The organism is Herbaspirillum sp. 1130 (assembly GCF_017833835.1).
GTDB lineage: Bacteria > Pseudomonadota > Gammaproteobacteria > Burkholderiales > Burkholderiaceae_D > Herbaspirillum > Herbaspirillum huttiense.
In genome coordinates, this window is the sequence record NZ_JAFICQ010000003.1 from 463997 (window position 1) to 482635 (window position 18639).

Sequence of the window (18639 nt, forward strand, 5' to 3'; positions counted from 1 at the left end):
TGTCCGTGCGTGCAGGGCGGATTTGTATCGGGTCTTTACAAGGGGCGGGGCAGAAATAAAACGATACCTGGGCAGCTCCCGTATATACAAAGCGATACAAATGACGCCACAGCGGACAAACCGTTGATACACGCCGCCGGTTTAATGGGAACCATGCCAAGGCAGCACGTCGCTGCCGAACGCATCAGAGCACCATCCCCTGAAAGGAGCAAGCCATGTTGACAATGAAAAACCGTATCCTGGCCGGCATCGCCGCCGTGAGCATCAGCGCCGTGACCCTGTCGGCCTTCGCCCAGATGCCCCCGGGCGGCCCGGACGGCCCCCGCGGCCATGCCCCGAGCCCGGAACAGATCGCCAAGTTCGAGCAGATGCGCGCCAAGCACCAGGCCGAGCTGCACGACAAGCTCAAGATCACGGCCTCGCAGGAAGCCGCCTGGAAGCTCTTCCTTGACAAGACCAAGCCGGCCCCCTTCGACCAGGCCGGCCGTCCCAACAAGGATGAATGGGCCAAGCTGTCCACCCCGGAACGCCTGGACAAGCAGCTGGACATGATGCGCAAGCGTGAGGCCTTCGCCGAGCAACGCATCGCCGCCACCAAGGACTTCTACGCCACCCTGTCGCCGGAACAGCAGAAGATCTTTGATGCCGAACACGCCAAGATGGAACGCCATCGCTGGGAAAAGATGGAGCACATGCGCCATGGCGACCGCAAGGGCCCCCCGCGTGACGGCAAGCCGGCACCGGACGCCCCGCCGGCCAAGTAATCCCGGCCAGGCAGGACTTGCCGCTGCGCCGCAGGTGGGCGGATGCCTGGTGGCGGCGCAGCGGGCAGTCCCACCCTTGCAGCCTTGCGTCTCCCCGCAAGGCTGTTCTTGTTGGTAGCCCGTGCAAGCCGGGCAATAGCTGGGTACACTGCGTGCCAGCCCGGACGCGGGGGGCTGTCCGACAATGTTGCACGGCTGTCAGGCTGGTCGGAGAGAATGACGGCGGGCGGCCTTGCTCCGGCAGGAGGGGCCGCCTTCCCTTGTGCTTTCAGCTGGCGTTTTGCCTGTCCTGAAAGACAGAAAAATGTACAGAATCCTGCACAGATTCCTGTGCAGAACGTTGTACAGAAAAAAGAGCAGAAGGCAGTACAGAAATCTGTACTGAAAGAAATACATAAAAAAGCGCAGATAAATGCCGGCGGGCTGCCATGGTGGCGGCCCCGCTGACGTGATTACTTGATGACGTGATCGGTTCACTGGTTTTCCTGACATGACAAATACTCCCAATTCCAAGCAGCCGTCTCCCTCCAACGCATCGTCTCGCGGCAGCATCCTGCGCCGCTGGTGGTTCTGGGTCCTGGTGGCGGCGCTGGCGGCCGGTGGCGGCTACAAGTGGTGGTCCAAGAAGAAGGCCGATCAGGAGCAGATGGCTGCCATGGGCGGCCCGGGCGGACGCCCCGGCGCAGGCGGCCCCGGTGGACCGGGCGCGCGCCGTCCCGGCGGTCCCGGCGCCTTCGCCGGCCAGACCATGCCGGTCGGCGTGGCCAAGGCCCAAGTGCAGAACGTCGATGTCTTCCTCAATGGCCTGGGGGCCGTGACCCCGACCGCCACGGCCACCGTGCGGGCCCGCGTGGATGGCCAGCTGATGAAGCTGCATTACAAGGAAGGCCAGGTGGTCAAGGCCGGCGACCTGCTGGCCGAGATCGATCCGCGCTCGCTGCAGGCCGCGCTGACCCAGGCTGAAGGGCAACTGGCGCGCGACCGCGCCTTGCTGGCCTCGGCCCGCCTGGATCTGAAGCGTTACCAGACCCTGCTGTCGCAGGACTCGATTGCCAGCCAGCAGGTCGATACCCAGGCCGCGCTGGTCAAGCAATACGAAGGAACAGTCAAGGCCGATGAGGGCAGCGTCGCCAGCGCCCGCCTGCAACTGTCGTTCACCCGCGTGACCGCGCCGATCAGCGGCCGCCTCGGTCTGCGCCAGGCCGATGTGGGCAACAACGTCACCACCAGCGATACCAACGGGCTGGTCATCATCACGCAACTGCAGCCGATCACGGCCATCTTCAGCATCCCCGAAGACAATATCCCCAAGGTCTTGCAGCAACTGCAGAGCGGCCGCAAGCTGCCGGCCCAGGCCTGGGACCGCGAGCAAAAGAAGAAACTGGCCGACGGCGTGCTGCTGACCATCGACAACGTGGTGGATTCGACTACCGGCACCGTCAAGCTCAAGGCCCAGTTCCCCAATACCGATTACGCGCTCTTCCCCAGCCAGTTCGTCAACATCCGCCTGCAGCTCAAGACCGAGGAGGGGGCCATCGTGATCCCGACGGCGGCCATCCAGCGCGGGTCGAAGGGCCTGTTCGTGTATGTGGTCAAGGAAGACAACACCGTCACCGTGCGTCCGGTCAAGACCGGTCCGGTGCAGGATGACCAGACCGTCATCACCGATGGCATCGCTGCCGGTGAAACCGTGGTCATCGATGGGATCGACCGCCTGCGCGAAGGCGCCAAGGTGGAAGCGGTGGCCCGCGGCGGCGCGGATGATCCGGCCAACAAGCTGACCACCGAGAATCCGGAACGCCGCCATGGCAAGCGCGGCCAGGGTGGCCAGGGCGGTGAGGCAGGACAGGGCGGGCAGGGCGGTCAAGCCAACCTGAGTCCGGAAGAACGCCAGAAACGCTGGGCCGAAATCAACAAGCGCATCGACGCCGGTGAATTCGGCGAAGAGATCAAGAAGCTGCCCGAAGACCAGCGCCGCCAGAAGATGATGGAGCTGCGCCGCCAGCGTGAAGCGGCTGCCGGTGGCGGCAACGGCAACAGCGCCCCCGCCAGCAACGCAGGCAACGCCAACGGCACCAAGTAAGCACAAGGCTCACGCATGAATCCCTCGCGCCAGTTCATCCTGCGGCCGGTCGCCACATCCTTGCTGATGCTGGCGATCCTGCTGGTGGGCATCGTGGCCTACCGGCTCCTGCCGCTGTCGGCCCTGCCCGAAGTCGATTACCCGACCATCCAGGTGGTCACGCTCTATCCCGGTGCCAGTCCGGACGTGATGACCTCCTCGGTCACCGCGCCGCTGGAACGCCAGTTCGGCCAGATGCCGGGCTTGAAGCAGATGTCTTCCACCAGCTCCGGCGGGGCTTCGGTGATCACGCTTCAATTCAATCTGGATCTGAGCCTGGACGTGGCCGAGCAGGAAGTGCAGGCCGCCATCAACGCCGGCAGCAACCTGCTGCCCTCGGACCTGCCGATGCCGCCGGTCTACAGCAAGGTCAATCCGGCTGATACGCCCATCATCACGCTGGCGGTCACCTCCAAGACCATTCCCTTGCCCAAGGTGCAGGACCTGATCGATACCCGCCTGGCGCAAAAGATTTCGCAATTGTCCGGCGTCGGTCTGGTGAGCCTGTCGGGTGGCCAGCGTCCGGCCGTGCGCATGCAGTTGAATCCGCGTGCGGTTGCCGCCCTCGGTCTCAACCTGGATGACGTGCGCACCGCCATTGGCAACGCCAACGTCAACCAGGCCAAGGGCAGTTTCGACGGCCCCACGCGCGCCTCCACCATCGATGCCAACGATCAGCTCCGTTCGGCCGATGAATACCGCAATCTCATCATCGCCTACAAGAACGGTGCGCCCATCCGCGTCTCGGATGTGGCCGATGTGATCGATGGTGCAGAAAACGTCCGCCTCGGCGCCTGGGCCAACCAGCAGCCGGCGGTGATCGTGAACATCCAGCGCCAGCCGGGTGCCAACGTGATCGCCGTGGTCGACAGCATCAAGAAGATCCTGCCGCAGCTGCAGGCCAGCCTGCCGGGTGCCATCGATGTCCACATCCTGACCGACCGCACCACCACCATCCGCGCTTCGGTGGAAGATGTGAAGTTCGAACTGCTGCTCTCGGTGGCGCTGGTGGTGATGGTGATCTTCGTCTTCCTGCGCAATGTGCCGGCCACCATCATTCCCAGCGTGGCAGTGCCGCTGTCGCTGGTGGGTACCTTTGCGGTGATGTACCTGGCGGGCTTTTCGATCAACAACCTCACGCTCATGGCGCTGACCATTGCCACCGGCTTCGTGGTCGATGATGCCATCGTGATGATCGAGAACATCTCGCGCTACATCGAAGAGGGCATGAAGCCCATGCAGGCCGCCTTGAAGGGCGCGGAGCAGATCGGCTTCACCATCATCTCGCTGACCTTCTCGCTGATCGCGGTGCTGATCCCGCTGCTCTTCATGGGCGATGTGGTCGGCCGCCTGTTCCACGAATTCGCGGTCACGCTGGCGGTCTCCATCCTGATCTCGGCCGTGGTCTCGCTGACCCTCACGCCGATGATGTGCGCGCGCCTGCTGCGCCACCAGCCGGAAGAACAACAGGGCTGGTTCTATCACAAGAGCCAGGCCTTCTTCGACCGCATCATCGCGCGCTATGGCGTGATGCTGGAATGGGTGCTGGAACGCCAGAAACTGACGCTCCTGGTCGCCGTCGCCACCCTGGGCCTGACCGTGCTGCTGTACGTGTTCGTGCCCAAGGGCTTCTTCCCGCTGCAGGATACGGGCGTGATCCAGGGCATCTCGGAGGCCACGCAATCGATCTCCTTCGGTGCCATGGGCGAGAAGCAGCAGCAACTGGCCAAGGTGGTGCTGGAAGATCCGGCGGTGGAAAGCCTGTCCTCCTTCATCGGTGTGGATGGCACCAACGCCACGCTCAACAGCGGCCGCATGCTCATCAACCTGAAGCCGCATGAGGAGCGCGATGTCTCGGCTTCGGACGTGATCCGCCGCCTGCAACCCAAGCTCACGCAGGCGGTGCCAGGCGTGACGCTCTACATGCAGCCGGTACAGGACCTGACCATCGAGGACAGCGTCTCGCGCACGCAGTACCAGTTCACGCTGGAAGATGCTGATCCGGGCACGCTGAGTACCTGGGTGCCCAAGCTGATCGCACGTCTGCAGCAGGTACCGCAACTGGCCGACGTCGCCACCAACCTGCAGGACCAGGGCCTGCAGGCCTACATCGAGATCGACCGCAATGCCGCTTCACGCCTGGGCATCACCACGGCCGCCATCGACAATGCGCTCTACAACGCCTTCGGCCAGCGCCTGATTTCCACCATCTACACGCAATCGAACCTGTATCGCGTGGTGATGGAGGTCAAGCCGGAATTCCAGCGCGGCCCCGAGGCACTGGACAGCATCTTCCTGGTCACCTCGGCCGGCGGCAAGGTCCCGCTGTCCTCGATTGCCACCGTCACCGAACGCACGGCCCCGCTGGTGGTGAACCACATCGGCCAGTTCCCGGCGGCCACCGTCTCCTTCAACCTCGCCAAGGGCGCATCGCTGGGCGAGGCGGTCAAGGCCATCAAGGCGGCCGAAGACGAGATCGGCATGCCCGACTCCACCATCACCAACTTCCAGGGCGCGGCACTCGCCTTCCAGGCCTCGCTGTCCAATACGCTGTGGCTGATCCTGGCGGCCATCATCACCATGTACATCGTGCTGGGCGTGCTCTATGAGAGCTACATCCATCCCATCACCATCCTCTCCACTTTGCCCTCGGCGGGCGTGGGCGCGCTGCTTTCGCTGATGATCTCGGGGACCGATCTCGGCATCATCGGCATCATTGGCATCATCCTGCTGATCGGCATCGTCAAGAAGAACGCCATCATGATGATCGACTTCGCGCTGGAAGCCGAACGGCACCAGGGCAAGAGTCCGCGCGAGGCGATCTACCAGGCTTGCCTGCTGCGCTTCCGTCCCATCCTGATGACGACCATGGCCGCGCTCCTCGGTGCGCTGCCGCTGATGCTGGGCACCGGTGTCGGTTCCGAGCTGCGCCAGCCGCTGGGCATCACCATGGTCGGCGGCCTGCTGGTATCGCAGGTGCTGACCTTGTTCACCACACCGGTGATCTATCTCGGCTTCGACAGCCTGGGTCGCCGTCTGCGTGCGCGCTTCGGCCAGCGCGCGCCGGGCCATGGCGGCGAGGATGATGATGACGGCAAGCCGGCCACGCTGCCGCCGGCGGTGTAAGCGGATGCGCGCATGAATATCTCGCTTCCCTTCATCAAGCGTCCCATCGCGACCACGCTCCTGACCATCGGCATTGCGCTGGCGGGCATGGTGGCCTTTCGCCTGCTGCCGGTCTCGCCGCTGCCGCAGGTGGATTACCCGACCATCTCGATCTCGGCCTCGCTGCCGGGGGCCAGTCCGGAGACCATGGCGGCGACCGTCGCTACCCCGCTGGAACGCGCCATGGGCGCGATTGCGGGCGTGACCGAGATGACCTCGACCAGCTCGCAGAACTCGACCCGCATCACCCTGCAGTTCGACCTGAACCGCGACATCGACGGTGCCGCCCGTGACGTGCAGGCCGCGCTCAATGCCGCGCGCAACCTGCTGCCTACCGGTATGCCGAGCAATCCGACCTATCGCAAGGTCAACCCGGCCGATGCGCCCATCCTGATCCTGGCCATGACCTCCGACACCATGACCCAGGGCCAGATGTATGACGCTGCCGACAGCATCGTGGCGCAGAAACTGTCGCAGGTGCGCGGGGTGGGGCAGGTGAGCGTGGGCGGCAGTTCGCAGCCGGCGGTGCGCATCGAGCTCAATCCGACGGCGCTCAACAAATACGGCATCGGCAGCGCCGACGTGCGCACGGCCGTGGCCGCCACCAATGCCAATCGCCCCAAGGGTTTGCTGGAGGATGACGGCCGCAACTGGCAGATCTACGCCAACGACCAGGCCAAGACCGCCGCCGAATATGCGCCGCTGATCGTCTCCTACCGCAACGGCACGCCGGTGCGGGTGCAGGATGTGGCCGAGGTGCGCGACTCGGTGGCCGATGTGCGCAATGCCGGTTCTTCCAACGGCAAGCCTTCGGTGCTCATCATCATCAACCGCCAGCCCGGCGCCAACATCATCGAGACGGTCGACAACGTGCGCGCCTTGCTGCCGCAGCTGCAGGCCTCGATCCCCTCGGCCATCGACATGAAGGTGGTGCTGGACCGCACCCCGACCATCCGCGCCTCGCTCAAGGAAACCGAGTTCACCCTGATGCTGTCGGTGGCGCTGGTGATCATGGTGGTGTTCCTGTTCCTGCGCAATGCGCGGGCCACGCTGATCCCGGCGGTGGCCGTGCCCGTCTCGCTGATCGGGACCTTCGGCATCATGTACCTGGCCGGATTCAGCCTCGACAATCTTTCGCTCATGGCGCTGACCATTGCCACCGGCTTCGTCGTCGATGATGCCATCGTGGTGCTGGAAAACATTTCGCGCCACATCGAAGCCGGCATGAAGCCTTACAAGGCGGCCTTGCTGGGCGCGCGCGAGGTGGGCTTCACGGTGCTGTCGATGAGCATTTCGCTGATCGCCGTCTTCATTCCCATCCTGATGATGGAGGGCATCGTCGGGCGGCTCTTCCGCGAATTCGCCATCACCTTGTCGGTGGCCATCCTGGTCTCGCTGGTGGTGTCGCTGACGACCACGCCCATGATGTGTGCGCAGCTGCTGCGCCATGATCCTGAGGGCGATGCAGCGCGCCGCGAGCGCCGCCACCCGTGGCTGCAGAAGATTGCCGACCAGAGTGCGGCCATCTTCGAGGACATGCTGCTGGCCTACGAACGCACGCTGGCCTGGGCGCTGCGCGCTGCGCCGCTGATGATGCTGATCCTGCTGGGCACGATTGCATTGAACGTTTACTTGTACAAGGCGATTCCCAAGGGCTTCTTCCCGCAGCAGGATACCGGCCGCCTGGTCGGCGGCATCCGGGGCGACCAGGCCATTTCCTTCCAGGCCATGCGCACCAAGCTCAACGAGTTCATCGACATCGTCAAGGCCGATCCGGCCGTCTCCGATGTGGTGGCCTTCACCGGCGGACAACGGCGCAACGGCGGCTTCATGTACGTGACGCTCAAACCGCTCTCTGAACGAAAAGACAGTGCCGACAAGATCGTGGCGCGTCTGCGTATCAAGACCGCCAAGGTGGCCGGTGCGCGGGTGTTCCTGGTGCCGGTGCAGGACATCCGCATCGGCGCGCGGCAGAGCGATTCGCAGTATGAGTATTCACTCAAGTCGGACGATGTGGGCCTCTTGCGCATCTGGGAGCCCAAGATCCGCCTGGCGCTGTCCAACCTGAAGGAGCTGGAAGACATCAGCACCGACCAGCAGGACAACGGCCTGCAGACCACGCTGACCATCGACCGCGAGACCGCCATGCGTGCGGGGGTCACGCCGCAGCTGATCGATTCCACCCTGTCGGACCTGTTCGGCCAGCGCCAGATCTCCACGATCTACAGCGGCATGAACCAGTACCACGTGGTGATGGAAGCGGCCCCGCAATACTGGCAGAGTCCGGAAACCCTGCGCGATACCTATGTCAGCCTGGCCGGCTCGTCCAATCTCTCGCCGACCACCTCCAGCCTCTCGACACCGCCGGCGCTGTCGGCGGCCGGCAAGTTGAATGCCAATACGGGGCTGGCGCAAACCATCTCGACGGCGGCGTCGACACAGATCCCGCTGGCGGCCTTCGCGCGCTTCGAGCCCACCACCACGGCGCTGTCGGTCAGCCATGAGGGCCAGTTCGTGGCCTCCACGCTGTCCTTCAACCTGGCCGAGGGCGTGTCGCTGTCGCAGGCCACCGCCGCCATCGACCGCGCCATGGCGCAACTGGGCGTGCCGACCAGCGTGCTGGGCACCTTCGCGGGCACGGCCAATGCCTTCCAGGCCTCCACCTCCAGCCAGCCCATCCTGATCCTCACGGCCTTGCTGGCGGTGTACATCGTGCTGGGCATCCTGTACGAGAGCCTGATCCATCCCATCACCATCATCTCCACGCTGCCCTCGGCGGGGGTGGGCGCGCTGCTGGCGCTGATGGTGACCGGCACCGACTTCAGCCTCATTGCCCTGATCGGCGTGATCCTGCTGATCGGCATCGTCAAGAAGAACGCCATCATGATGGTGGACTTCGCCATCGATGCCGAACGCAACCGCGGCATGTCGCCGCGCGATGCCATCTTCGAGGCCTGCAAGCTGCGCTTCCGTCCCATCATGATGACCACCATGGCAGCGTTGCTGGGTGCGATTCCGCTGGCCATCGGCCACGGCGATGGTGCGGAGTTGCGCCAGCCGCTGGGCATCTCGATCGTGGGCGGGCTGGTGGTGAGCCAGCTGCTCACGCTCTACACGACCCCGGTGGTGTACCTGTACATGGAACGCCTGAGCGCCTGGAGCCGCCGCCGCTTCGGCCGCAAGAACAAGACAGAAACCTCGGCGGCCTGAGGCTGCCGCCATGGAGAAACGCATGACGCATCAAGACCTGTTCAAACTCAAGCCCCTGCTGACCGTGCTGGCGGCCAGCTTCGCGCTGGCGGCCTGCTCGGTCGGGCCCGACTACGTGCGCCCGCAGATGGACATCGGCCCCGCCGTCTTCAAGGAAGGCCAGAACTGGAAGCCGGCCCAGCCACGCGACCTCGCTGCCGACGGCAAGTGGTGGGAAATGTTCGGCGATCCGCAATTGAATGCGCTGGCCGAGCAGGTCGACATCTCCAACCAGAACCTGGCGCTGGCCGAAGCCAATTTCCGCAACGCCGTGGCGCTGGTGCAAAGCTCGCGCTCGGCCTATTCGCCGACGCTGGCGGCTTCGGCCGGTGCGTCGCGCGGACGCTCGGGTTCGGCGGGTTCGTCTTCCAGCACGTCCACTTCGTCGAATTCATCGTCCGGCAGTTCCAGTTCGGGCAGCGTGCGCAATTCCTACACCTTCTCGCTGACGGCCTCGTGGGAAGCCGACATCTGGGGCAAGGTGCGGCGCGATGTGGAATCCAGCCAGGCCAGCGCCCAGGCCAGCGCGGCCGATCTGGCCGGTGCGCGCCTGTCAGCGCAGGCACAGCTGGCGCAGAACTATCTGCAACTGCGCGTGCTGGACGCCCAGCAGCAATTGCTGGAAGACACGGTGCAGGCCTACCAGCGTTCGCTGCAGGTCACGCAGAACCAGTATGCCGCCGGGCTGGTGGCCAAGTCCGATGTGATCCAGGCGCAGACGCAACTGAAATCGGCGCAGGCCTCCGCGCTGGACAACGGCGTCACGCGAGCACAAGTGGAGCATGCCATCGCGCTGCTGGTGGGCAAGACGCCCGCTGAATTCTCGCTGCCGCGCGCACCGCTCACGGCCGTGGCCCCGCCGGTGCCGCAGGGCGTGCCGTCGATGCTGCTGGAGCGCCGTCCCGATGTGGCCGCCGCCGAGCGCCGCGTGGCCTCGGCCAATGCCAAGATCGGCGTGGCCAAGGCGGCGTATTTTCCCAGCCTGACCTTGTCGGCCTCGGGTGGGTATCAAAGCTCGACCTTCGCCGACTGGTTCACGCTGCCGGGACGCGTCTGGTCGCTCGGTCCGCAACTGGCGCAAACGATTTTCGATGGCGGTGCGCGCGCAGCGGCCACCGACCAGGCCATTGCCACCTATGACGGCACGGTCGCCACCTACAAGCAGACGGTGCTGACCGCCTTCCAGGATGTGGAAGACAACCTGGCCGCGCTGCGCATCCTGGAGCAGGAAGCGGCGGTGCAAGGCGAAGCGCTGCAGGCCGCACGCCAGGCCGTCACGCTGGTGACCAATCAGTACAAGGCGGGGACGGTGAGCTACGTCAACGTCATCACGGCACAGGCCACCGCGCTGTCGGCCGAGCTGACTTCATTGAGCATCCTCAACCGCCGCATGGCCGCCAGCGTGCTGCTGGCCAAGGCGCTGGGCGGGGGCTGGGACGGGCATAGCCTGGATGACCTCGGCCCGCTGCAACAGCAGGTGGCCGACAAGGCCAAGGGATTGAAGGACAACGCAGCGCTGCGTTGAGTTGAATTGGGTGTGTAGTCGGGTCAGGCGGTGACCAGCACCGCTGGCACGGCACCGCGCAAGGCGTTGCAGACCACGATTTCCTCTGCGGCCAGCAGGTCGGCGCGGGTGATGACCGCTTCCACCGCATCCCATTGCGGGTCGTCCAGCAGCACGCGCCGCATCACGCCCGGCAGGACGCCGCAAGCCAGCGGCGGCGTGCACCAGCGGCCGCCGATCCTGACGAAGACATTGCTGCGGCCGCCTTCGGTCAGTTCATCCCGTTCATTGAAGAAGAGCTGGTCAAAGCCGCCCCGTCGTTCGGCCTCTTGCCAGGCGGCGTCGTAGCGGGCGCGCTGGCTGCTCTTGTGACGCAGGAAAAGGTCGCTGCTGTCGGTGGCGGTGTCGGCCAGGAAGACCTTGACCGGCGCGGTCAGCGGGTTCAGGGGCGCATGCTGGATCGTGATGCCGCCCTGGGCATCCAGCGCCAGCCGCAGCCGATAGGACGTTTGGTCAGAAAGTTCAGCACAGGCCGCATCGAGCCGCAGTGCAATCGCCGTCGTATCGCAGGGATAGCCCAGCTGTGAAGCAGAATTCTTCAGGCGCGCCAGATGCAGCGCCAGATGGCGGCAGCCAGCGCGCGTGGCGTGGATGGTTTCAAACAAGCTGACGCTTTGTGCCAATTCGGTAAGGAAGCCTGACTTCAACTGGCATTCTGCAAATTCGGACGCAGCCTCGCTGTCGTAGACGATGCCTGCACCAACCCCCATCACACCCTGGCGCACACCGTCCTGGGCTGCCTGCAATTCCAGCGTGCGGATCGGTACCGAGAGGCAGAAGTCACCGATGGCCGGACCCTCCGCACGCGGCGGCGCGAACCAGCCGATGGCACCGGTATAGAGTCCGCGCGGCGCGGTCTCCAGTTCATCGATGATCTGCATGGTGCGGCGTTTGGGCGCACCGGTGATCGAGCCGCAAGGGTAGAGCGCAGCCATCGTGTCGGCCAACGTGGCGTTTTCGCGCAGGCGGGCGCGGATGGTCGAAGTCATCTGCAGCACCTGCCCGTAGCGGCGCACGTCGAACAGATGCGGTACCTGCACCGAGCCCGGCACTGCGACGCGGCCCAGGTCATTGCGCAGCAGGTCGACGATCATGAGGTTTTCTGCACGGTTCTTTTCATCGTTGGCCAAGGCCAGGGCACGTTGGGCATTGAGCGTGTCCGCACCTTCCTGTTCGGCCGGTACGGCGCGCGCGGTGCCTTTCATGGGCTTGGCCTTGAGCGTACCTTGCTGATGGGCGACGAACAATTCCGGCGAACACGAGAGCACCATGCCGCCCGCGCCATCGCGCACCAGTGCGCCATACGGCACCGGCTGGCGCGCACGCAGGCGACGGTACAGGGTGATGGGATCACCCAGCACATCGAAGTGCAGGCGATAGGTGTAGTTGACCTGGTAGGTATCACCGGCCGCGATGTACTCGCGGATACGGTCGATGGCTGCAGTGAAGGCGGCCTCATCGACGTTGCTGCGCAGACGTGTAATGCCCGCGTTGCCAGATTGCACTTGCGCAGACAGCCATGCATCCACTTCGGCGGCCGACAAATGCGCGCAATGCGCAAACAAGAGCACGCGCGCCAAAGGGCCAGAGAGCGCACGATGCGGCAAGCCCTGCAGCGCCGCGCCCAGTTCATAGCTCCACAAGGCCACGGCGTGCTGCCCCTTGGACAAGGCCGCCTGCATCGCTCCCAGCATCGCCGGGAAGCCCGCCGCATCCGCGCAGGCCAGCGTGCGCACATGCCCGGTGTAGAGGCGCGAGCGCGGTTCGGCCGGGCTGGCCTGGTGGTCGTCGAGGAGGGCGAAGCAATCGTTCATGAAGGGCAGTGCAAACAGAAGGGCAGGGAAGGCCGCCGGGGCAGGGATGCCTTGGGGCAAGCCCTCGCGGCGCGCCGGTGGGGCGCGGTCGGCAGCATGATAGCGTAAAAGGTATACTTGAAGGCTTGCCGGGCGGCACGCAACGTCGGTCAATTGCCGGTCAATCGCGCTGCACGCCGCCTTCGCACTTTTACTCATCACCCTTGACGATGCCCATACCCCGCACCTTCATCATTCCCCTGATCGTCGCCTGTGCGCTGTTCATGGAACAGATGGATTCCACCGTCATCTCGACTTCCCTGCCAGCGCTGGCGCTGGACATGAAGGTCGATCCGATTTCGCTCAAGCTGGCGCTGACCTCCTACCTGGTCTCGCTGGCGGTCTTCATTCCGATCTCTGGCTGGATGGCCGACCGCTTCGGCTCGCTCACCATCTTCCGCACGGCCATCTGCGTGTTCATGCTGGGCTCCATTCTCTGCGGGGCGTCTTCGACCTTGCCGCAATTCGTCGCCGCGCGTTTCCTGCAGGGCATAGGCGGGGCCATGATGGTGCCGGTCGGAAGGCTGGTGATCCTGCGCAGCGTGGAGAAGGTCAACCTGGTCAAGGCGCTGTCCTATCTCACCATTCCGGCCCTGTTCGGCCCGGTGCTGGGGCCGCCGCTGGGCGGCTTCATCACCACCTATTTCCATTGGCGCTGGATCTTCTTCATCAACATTCCCATCAGCATCCTGGGTCTGTACCTGGCCACGCGCTTCATTCCGGATCTGAAGGCGGAACAGGTTTCACGGCTGGACATCGTCGGCTTCATCCTCTCGGCGCTGGGCTGCTCGCTACTGATGATGGGGCTGGCGACGTCCGGCCGTCACCTGGTCTCGGGGGATATCTCGCTGGCCTGCGTGGTAGCGGGTGTGCTGTTCCTGTGCGCCTACGTATGGCACGCGCGCCGCGCCACGGCACCGCTGATCGACCTGGCGCTGCTGAAGATCCCCACGCTGCGGGCCGGCGTCTTCGGCGGCTCGCTGTATCGCGTGGGCATCGGTGCCATTCCCTTCCTGCTGCCGCTGATGCTGCAGCTGGGCTTTGGCTATACGCCTTTCCATTCCGGCCTGCTGACCTGCGCTTCGGCTGCGGGCGCGATGTTCATGAAGACCATCGCCGCGCGCTTCCTGCGCCGCTACGGATTCCGCAGGGTGCTGCTGGTCAATGGCGCGCTGGGCGTGCTGGGCTTGTGGGCGCTGGCCACCTTCACGCCGCAGACGCCTTATCTGGTGATGCTCATCATCCTGCTGGTCGGCGGCTGCTTCCGCTCGCTGCAGTTCACCAGCCTCAATGCGATTTCCTATGCCGATGTCGACAAGGTCCGCCTGAGCCAGGCCACCAGCATGGCCAGCGTGGCGCAGCAGTTGTCGATCGGCATGGGCGTGGTGCTGGCCGGTTTTGCGCTGCAGATGTCCAACGAGATCCAGGGCCATGCCACGCTGGTGGCGCAGGATTTCTGGCCGGCCTTTCTGGTGGTGGGGGCGGTGTCTGCGCTGGCCTTGCTGATGCTGCGCCAGCTGCCACCCAACGCCGGGGCCGAGATGGCCGGGCAGCAAGAAAACAAGCCGGCCTGATGCAGCGTCATCAGGCCCACGCATAACGAGGAGAACCATGCAGCCCATGACGTACAAGTCCCTGTGGTTTCCGCTGGGTGCGGTCCTGATCTGGGCCGGCAATACCGTCATCAGCAAGATGTCTGCGGGCGTGATTGCGCCGGAGGATATTTCCTTCTATCGCTGGGTGCTGGCGGCGCTGCTGATGTCGCCTTTCCTGGCGCGGCCGACCTGGGCGGCGCGCGCGCAGATTCGTCCTCATCTGGGCAAGATCCTTGTGCTGGCCTTGCTGGGCATGGTGCTGTTCCAGAGCCTGGCGTATTTCGCGGCGGCTACGGCGTCGGCCACCAGCATGGGCATCATCGCTTCGCTCATGCCGCTGCTCACGCTGGTACTGAGCATCAAGCTGCTCTCTGAACCACCGACGGTCGGCACCCTGGCTGGCGGCATCCTCTCGCTCTTCGGACTGGCCGTGCTGATCGGGCGCGGCCATCCGCTGGCGCTGTTCGACCAGGGCGTGGTCACGGGCGACCTGCTGATGCTGCTGGCCACCATCGCCTACGGTCTTTATGGCGTCATGCTGCGCCGCTGGGCGCTGCCGCTGCGCACCTGGCAACTGCTGTACATGCAGGTGTTGATGGCGGTGGTGCTGCTCTTTCCCGGCTATGTGCTGGGCCATCATTCGCCGCTCACGCGCGAGAACCTGCCGATCCTGCTCTATGCGGGCATTGCCGCCTCCATCCTGTCGCAGTTCCTGTGGATGCGCGGGGTGCAGTATCTGGGGGCGAGCCGCTGTGCCATTTTCGTGAACCTGATGCCGGTCTTCACTGTCATCATTGCGGTGGTGGCGCTGGGCGAGCAATTGCACGGCTATCACGCCATCGGTGGGCTCATCACGCTGGCCGGCGTGATCATGGCCCAGGTCTTCAAGCAGCGACTGCGCTGGCGCACCGGCTGATCTCATAAAAAACAGGAACAGGAAAGAGACATGATCGATCCCGCCATGATCGTCAACTGCACGGTCTACAAGAAGGGCAAGAAGCTGCGCGACATCAGCCTCGATGAAATCAGCGACGTGCTCGAAGAAGAGGGCACCTTCGTCTGGCTGGGCTTGCTGGAGCCCAATGTTGAGCTGATGAACAAGATCAAGGAAGAATTCTGCCTGCACGAACTGGCCGTGGAAGATGCCTACGCCGCGCACCAGCGGCCCAAGATCGAGGAATACGGTGACACCCTCTTCGTGGTGCTGCACACGGCCCAGCTGGCCGGCGGCGAAGTGCTGTTCGGCGAGACCCACATCCTGACCGGCCCGCGCTTCGTGGTCACGGTGCGCCATGGTGCCTCGCGCAGCTATGCCAAGGTGCGCGAGCACTGCGAGATGCTGCCCGAGCGGCTGGTGCGCGGCCCCAGTTTCGTGCTGTATTCCATCATGGACTTCGTGGTCGACAACTATCGTCCCATCATGGACGACCTCGAAACCAAGTTCAGCCAGTACGAGGAACAGCTCTTCAATCCCGGTGCGCTCAGCGGCAAGGCCTACCTGCAGGAGCTGTACCAGCTGAAGCGCCAGCTGATCCGCCTGCGCTCGGCGGCCACGCCGCTGCTGGACGTGTGTACCCAGCTGCTGCGCTTCCATGAAGGGCTCATCACCAAGGAAGGCAAGGCCTACTTCCGCGACATCTACGATCACGTGGTGCGCTTCATCGATACCGGCGACCGCCTGCGTGAAATGGTGGAGTCGGCCGTGCAGATCAACCTGGCCCAGGTCACCATCCACCAGAACGAGATCGTGCAGACCCTGGCCGGCTGGGGTGCCATCCTGGCCATCCCGACCATGATCTTCAGCCTCTACGGCATGAACTTCGCGCACATGCCGGGGCTGTCCTGGCAATGGAGCTTCCCGCTGGTGCTGGGCGGCATCATCACCGCCTGCACGCTGCTGTGGCGGCGTTTGCGCAAGGCGGGCTGGCTGTAGCGCGCTTTTTTTGAAACCTGTGTAAAGACCTTCGGTGGGTGCGACAATATGTCGCACCCACCGGCTCGTTTGCGTCGCTAGACTGTGCAAGGCGTCTTCTGCAGGCCACATTTCGTCCCCCGATACCGGACTCGCATCCTGAATGCGATTCATTCTTCTTGATAATTGCAACAAAGTTGCATTAGAATCCCGCCCTGACCGCGCACGACGGTCACTCCATCGCGGTCAGGCAGCCACGCACCCAGCCGCAGCATAACGACATCACAAGGGAAAAGATGAAAATGACCGCACTGCGGGCGGCCGTGCTGGGCGCGCTCGCCATGGGCCAGAGCCAGCAACTGGCCTGGAGCGCCGATAACGACGCCAGCGCCGACAAGGGCCTGGGGCAGGTAGTGGTCACCGGCGCCGGTGAACGCCAGCAATACCGCCAGAGCGCCACCTCCAGCGCCACTCGCACCGAGACCCCGCTGCAGGAACTGCCGCAGTCGGTGCAGGTGGTCTCGCGCCAACTGATGGATGACCTGGCCGCCACGCGCCTGGATGATGTGCTGCTTTACGTGAGCGGCGTGGCCAAGCAGAACAACTTCGGCGGGCTGTGGGACAACTACTCGATCCGTGGATTTTCCGGCAGCGAGAATGGCGGCATGAACATTCTCTGGAATGGCTTCGCCTCCAATCGCGGCTACGCGCCCCCGCGCGATACCGCCAACGTCGAGAGCATCGATTTCCTCAAGGGACCGGCCGCAGCGCTGTATGGCAACAGCGAGCCGGGCGGCACCATCAACGTGGTCACCAAGAAGCCGCAGTTCAAGGCTGCGAATTCGCTGGATCTGTCGGTGGACAGCCGCGGCGGCTACCGCAGCGCGGTCGACTCCACCGGCGCGCTCAACAGCGAAGTGGCATACCGGCTCAATGCGGCCTTCGAGCACAAGAACAGCTTCCGCGACAACGTCAGCAGCGACCGCGAATTCCTGGCACCGGCCTTTACCTGGGTGCTCAGCGACCGGACCATCCTGAACTATGAAGGCGAATACCTGCGCCAGAAGGCCCCGCTGGATCGCGGCATCGTGGCCGTCAATGGCAATCTGGGCGTGCTGCCGGTCTCGCGCTTCCTGGGCGAGCCGCGCGATGGCGACATCAAGATGCAGAACACCAACCACCTGCTGACGCTGGAGCATCGCCTGGACGACAACTGGCATCTGCGCACCGGCGTGTTCCACAAGGATGGCACGCTGGATGGCTACTCCACCGAAGCCTCGGCCCTGCAGGCCGACAACGCCACCCTGCGCCGCCAGCGCCGCTACCGCGATTACAGCTGGCACGACACGTCGCTGCAGGCAGAACTGGGCGGCAAGCTGCAGACCGGGGGCATGCAGCATGAAGTGCTGGTGGGCACGGAAGTGGACTGGCTCACGCTGGACCAGCGCATGCTGCGCGTGAACCCGACCGCTGCCGCGCCCTACGCGCTCAACATCTACAACCCGGTCTATGGCCAGCCGCAGCCCACACCCGCGCCCAACACCGATACCAGCGAACGCCAGATCAGCACCGCCCTCTATCTGCAGGATCAGGTGAGTCTCGGCGATCGCTGGAAATTGCTGGCCGGCCTGCGTGCCGACGGCTTCCGCTCCACGCTCAACAACCTGCGCACCGGTACCACCACCCGCCAGGACAAGACCGCCTATTCCCCGCGCCTGGGCCTGACCTATCTGTTCACGCCTGCGTGGTCAGCTTACGTCAGCGCCAGCAAATCCTTCCGTCCCAACAGCGGCAGCGATGTCAGCGGCAACGCCTTCAGTCCCGAGACTTCGCGCGCCGCCGAAATCGGCCTGAAGTTCCAGAGTGAAGACCAGCGTAGCGGCGCGACGCTGGCCGTGTTTGACATCACCAAGCAGAACGTGCTGACCACCGACCCGGCCAATCCGTCCTTCTCGATTGCCGCCGGCGAAGTGCGCAGCAAGGGCGTGGAGCTGGATGCGAACGCACGCCTGGGCCACCACTGGCGCCTGACCGGCAACCTGGCCTATACCGACGCTTACGTCAGCAAGGACAACACCCTGACGGTGGGGTCGCGGCTGATCAACGTGCCGCGTGTATCGGGAAGTGTACTGGCGGTGTTTGAAGATGCGTCCGCAAGTGGCTCGCCCTACGGTATCGGTGGTGGCCTGAACTACGTGGGCAACCGTACCGGTGACCAGGCCGGCAGTTTCAAGCTGCCCGCCTACGTGACCGCGCGTGCCCTGGCTTACTGGCAGTTCACGCCCAAGATGAAGCTGTCGCTGGACGTGAACAATCTCTTCAACAAGCGGTATTACAGCAGCTCCTACAGCAACGTATGGATCATGCCGGGCGATGAGCGTACCGCTACGCTGGCGCTCAACGTCAAGTTCTGAA

The 18639-nt window shown here is 64.4% G+C and carries 10 protein-coding genes; 9 read left to right on the plus strand and 1 reads right to left on the minus strand.

The genetic code is table 11. The features are described from left to right. Window positions 1–215: 215 nt before the first annotated feature. The 5 genes from JOD78_RS15695 to JOD78_RS15715 all read left to right on the plus strand — a co-directional run bounded on the left by JOD78_RS15695 (window position 216) and on the right by JOD78_RS15715 (window position 10825). Complete coding sequence (locus JOD78_RS15695) at window positions 216–764, plus strand: Spy/CpxP family protein refolding chaperone (RefSeq protein ID WP_039786102.1); 549 nt, start codon at window positions 216–218, stop codon at window positions 762–764. A 490-nt stretch (window positions 765–1254) separates the two neighbouring features. Beyond that, window positions 1255–2847 (plus strand): MdtA/MuxA family multidrug efflux RND transporter periplasmic adaptor subunit, encoded by a 1593-nt coding sequence (locus tag JOD78_RS15700; protein ID WP_209568524.1) that lies wholly within the window; start codon window positions 1255–1257, stop codon window positions 2845–2847. Window positions 2848–2862: 15 nt separating this feature from the next. After that, window positions 2863–6012 carry an MdtB/MuxB family multidrug efflux RND transporter permease subunit gene (locus JOD78_RS15705; RefSeq protein ID WP_121038613.1) on the plus strand — a complete coding sequence of 1050 codons (3150 nt, stop codon included), beginning with the start codon at window positions 2863–2865 and terminating at the stop codon, window positions 6010–6012. Window positions 6013–6024: 12 nt separating this feature from the next. After that, window positions 6025–9261, plus strand: a complete 3237-nt coding sequence (locus JOD78_RS15710) for an efflux RND transporter permease subunit (RefSeq protein ID WP_209568522.1) — start codon at window positions 6025–6027, stop codon at window positions 9259–9261. A 22-nt stretch (window positions 9262–9283) separates the two neighbouring features. Beyond that, on the plus strand, window positions 9284–10825 hold the full coding sequence (locus tag JOD78_RS15715) for an efflux transporter outer membrane subunit (protein WP_134134856.1): 1542 nt from the start codon (window positions 9284–9286) through the stop codon (window positions 10823–10825). Window positions 10826–10848: 23 nt separating this feature from the next. On the opposite strand, the gene pabB is transcribed toward JOD78_RS15715, so the two are convergent. After that, entirely contained in the window at window positions 10849–12678 is a 1830-nt protein-coding gene (pabB, locus tag JOD78_RS15720) for an aminodeoxychorismate synthase component I (protein WP_209568519.1), read from the minus strand. Window positions 12679–12830: 152 nt separating this feature from the next. Between pabB and JOD78_RS15725 the strand changes: the two genes are divergently transcribed. From JOD78_RS15725 to JOD78_RS15740, 4 genes are all read left to right on the plus strand, one after another. Continuing rightward, window positions 12831–14291, plus strand: coding sequence for a DHA2 family efflux MFS transporter permease subunit (locus JOD78_RS15725; RefSeq protein WP_310841213.1), 1461 nt, complete (start codon window positions 12831–12833; stop codon window positions 14289–14291). 46 nt (window positions 14292–14337) lie between these two features. Then, the gene (locus tag JOD78_RS15730) at window positions 14338–15228 is read left to right on the plus strand and encodes a DMT family transporter (protein WP_088756778.1); all 891 of its coding nucleotides are present in this window, start codon (window positions 14338–14340) and stop codon (window positions 15226–15228) included. Between the two features lie 30 nt (window positions 15229–15258). Next, a complete protein-coding gene (locus tag JOD78_RS15735; RefSeq protein ID WP_121038628.1) occupies window positions 15259–16245 on the plus strand; it encodes a magnesium and cobalt transport protein CorA in 987 nt (328 codons plus the stop codon). Window positions 16246–16520: 275 nt separating this feature from the next. Continuing rightward, on the plus strand, window positions 16521–18638 hold the full coding sequence (locus JOD78_RS15740; RefSeq protein ID WP_209568517.1) for a TonB-dependent siderophore receptor: 2118 nt from the start codon (window positions 16521–16523) through the stop codon (window positions 18636–18638). Window position 18639: the final 1 nt, after the last annotated feature.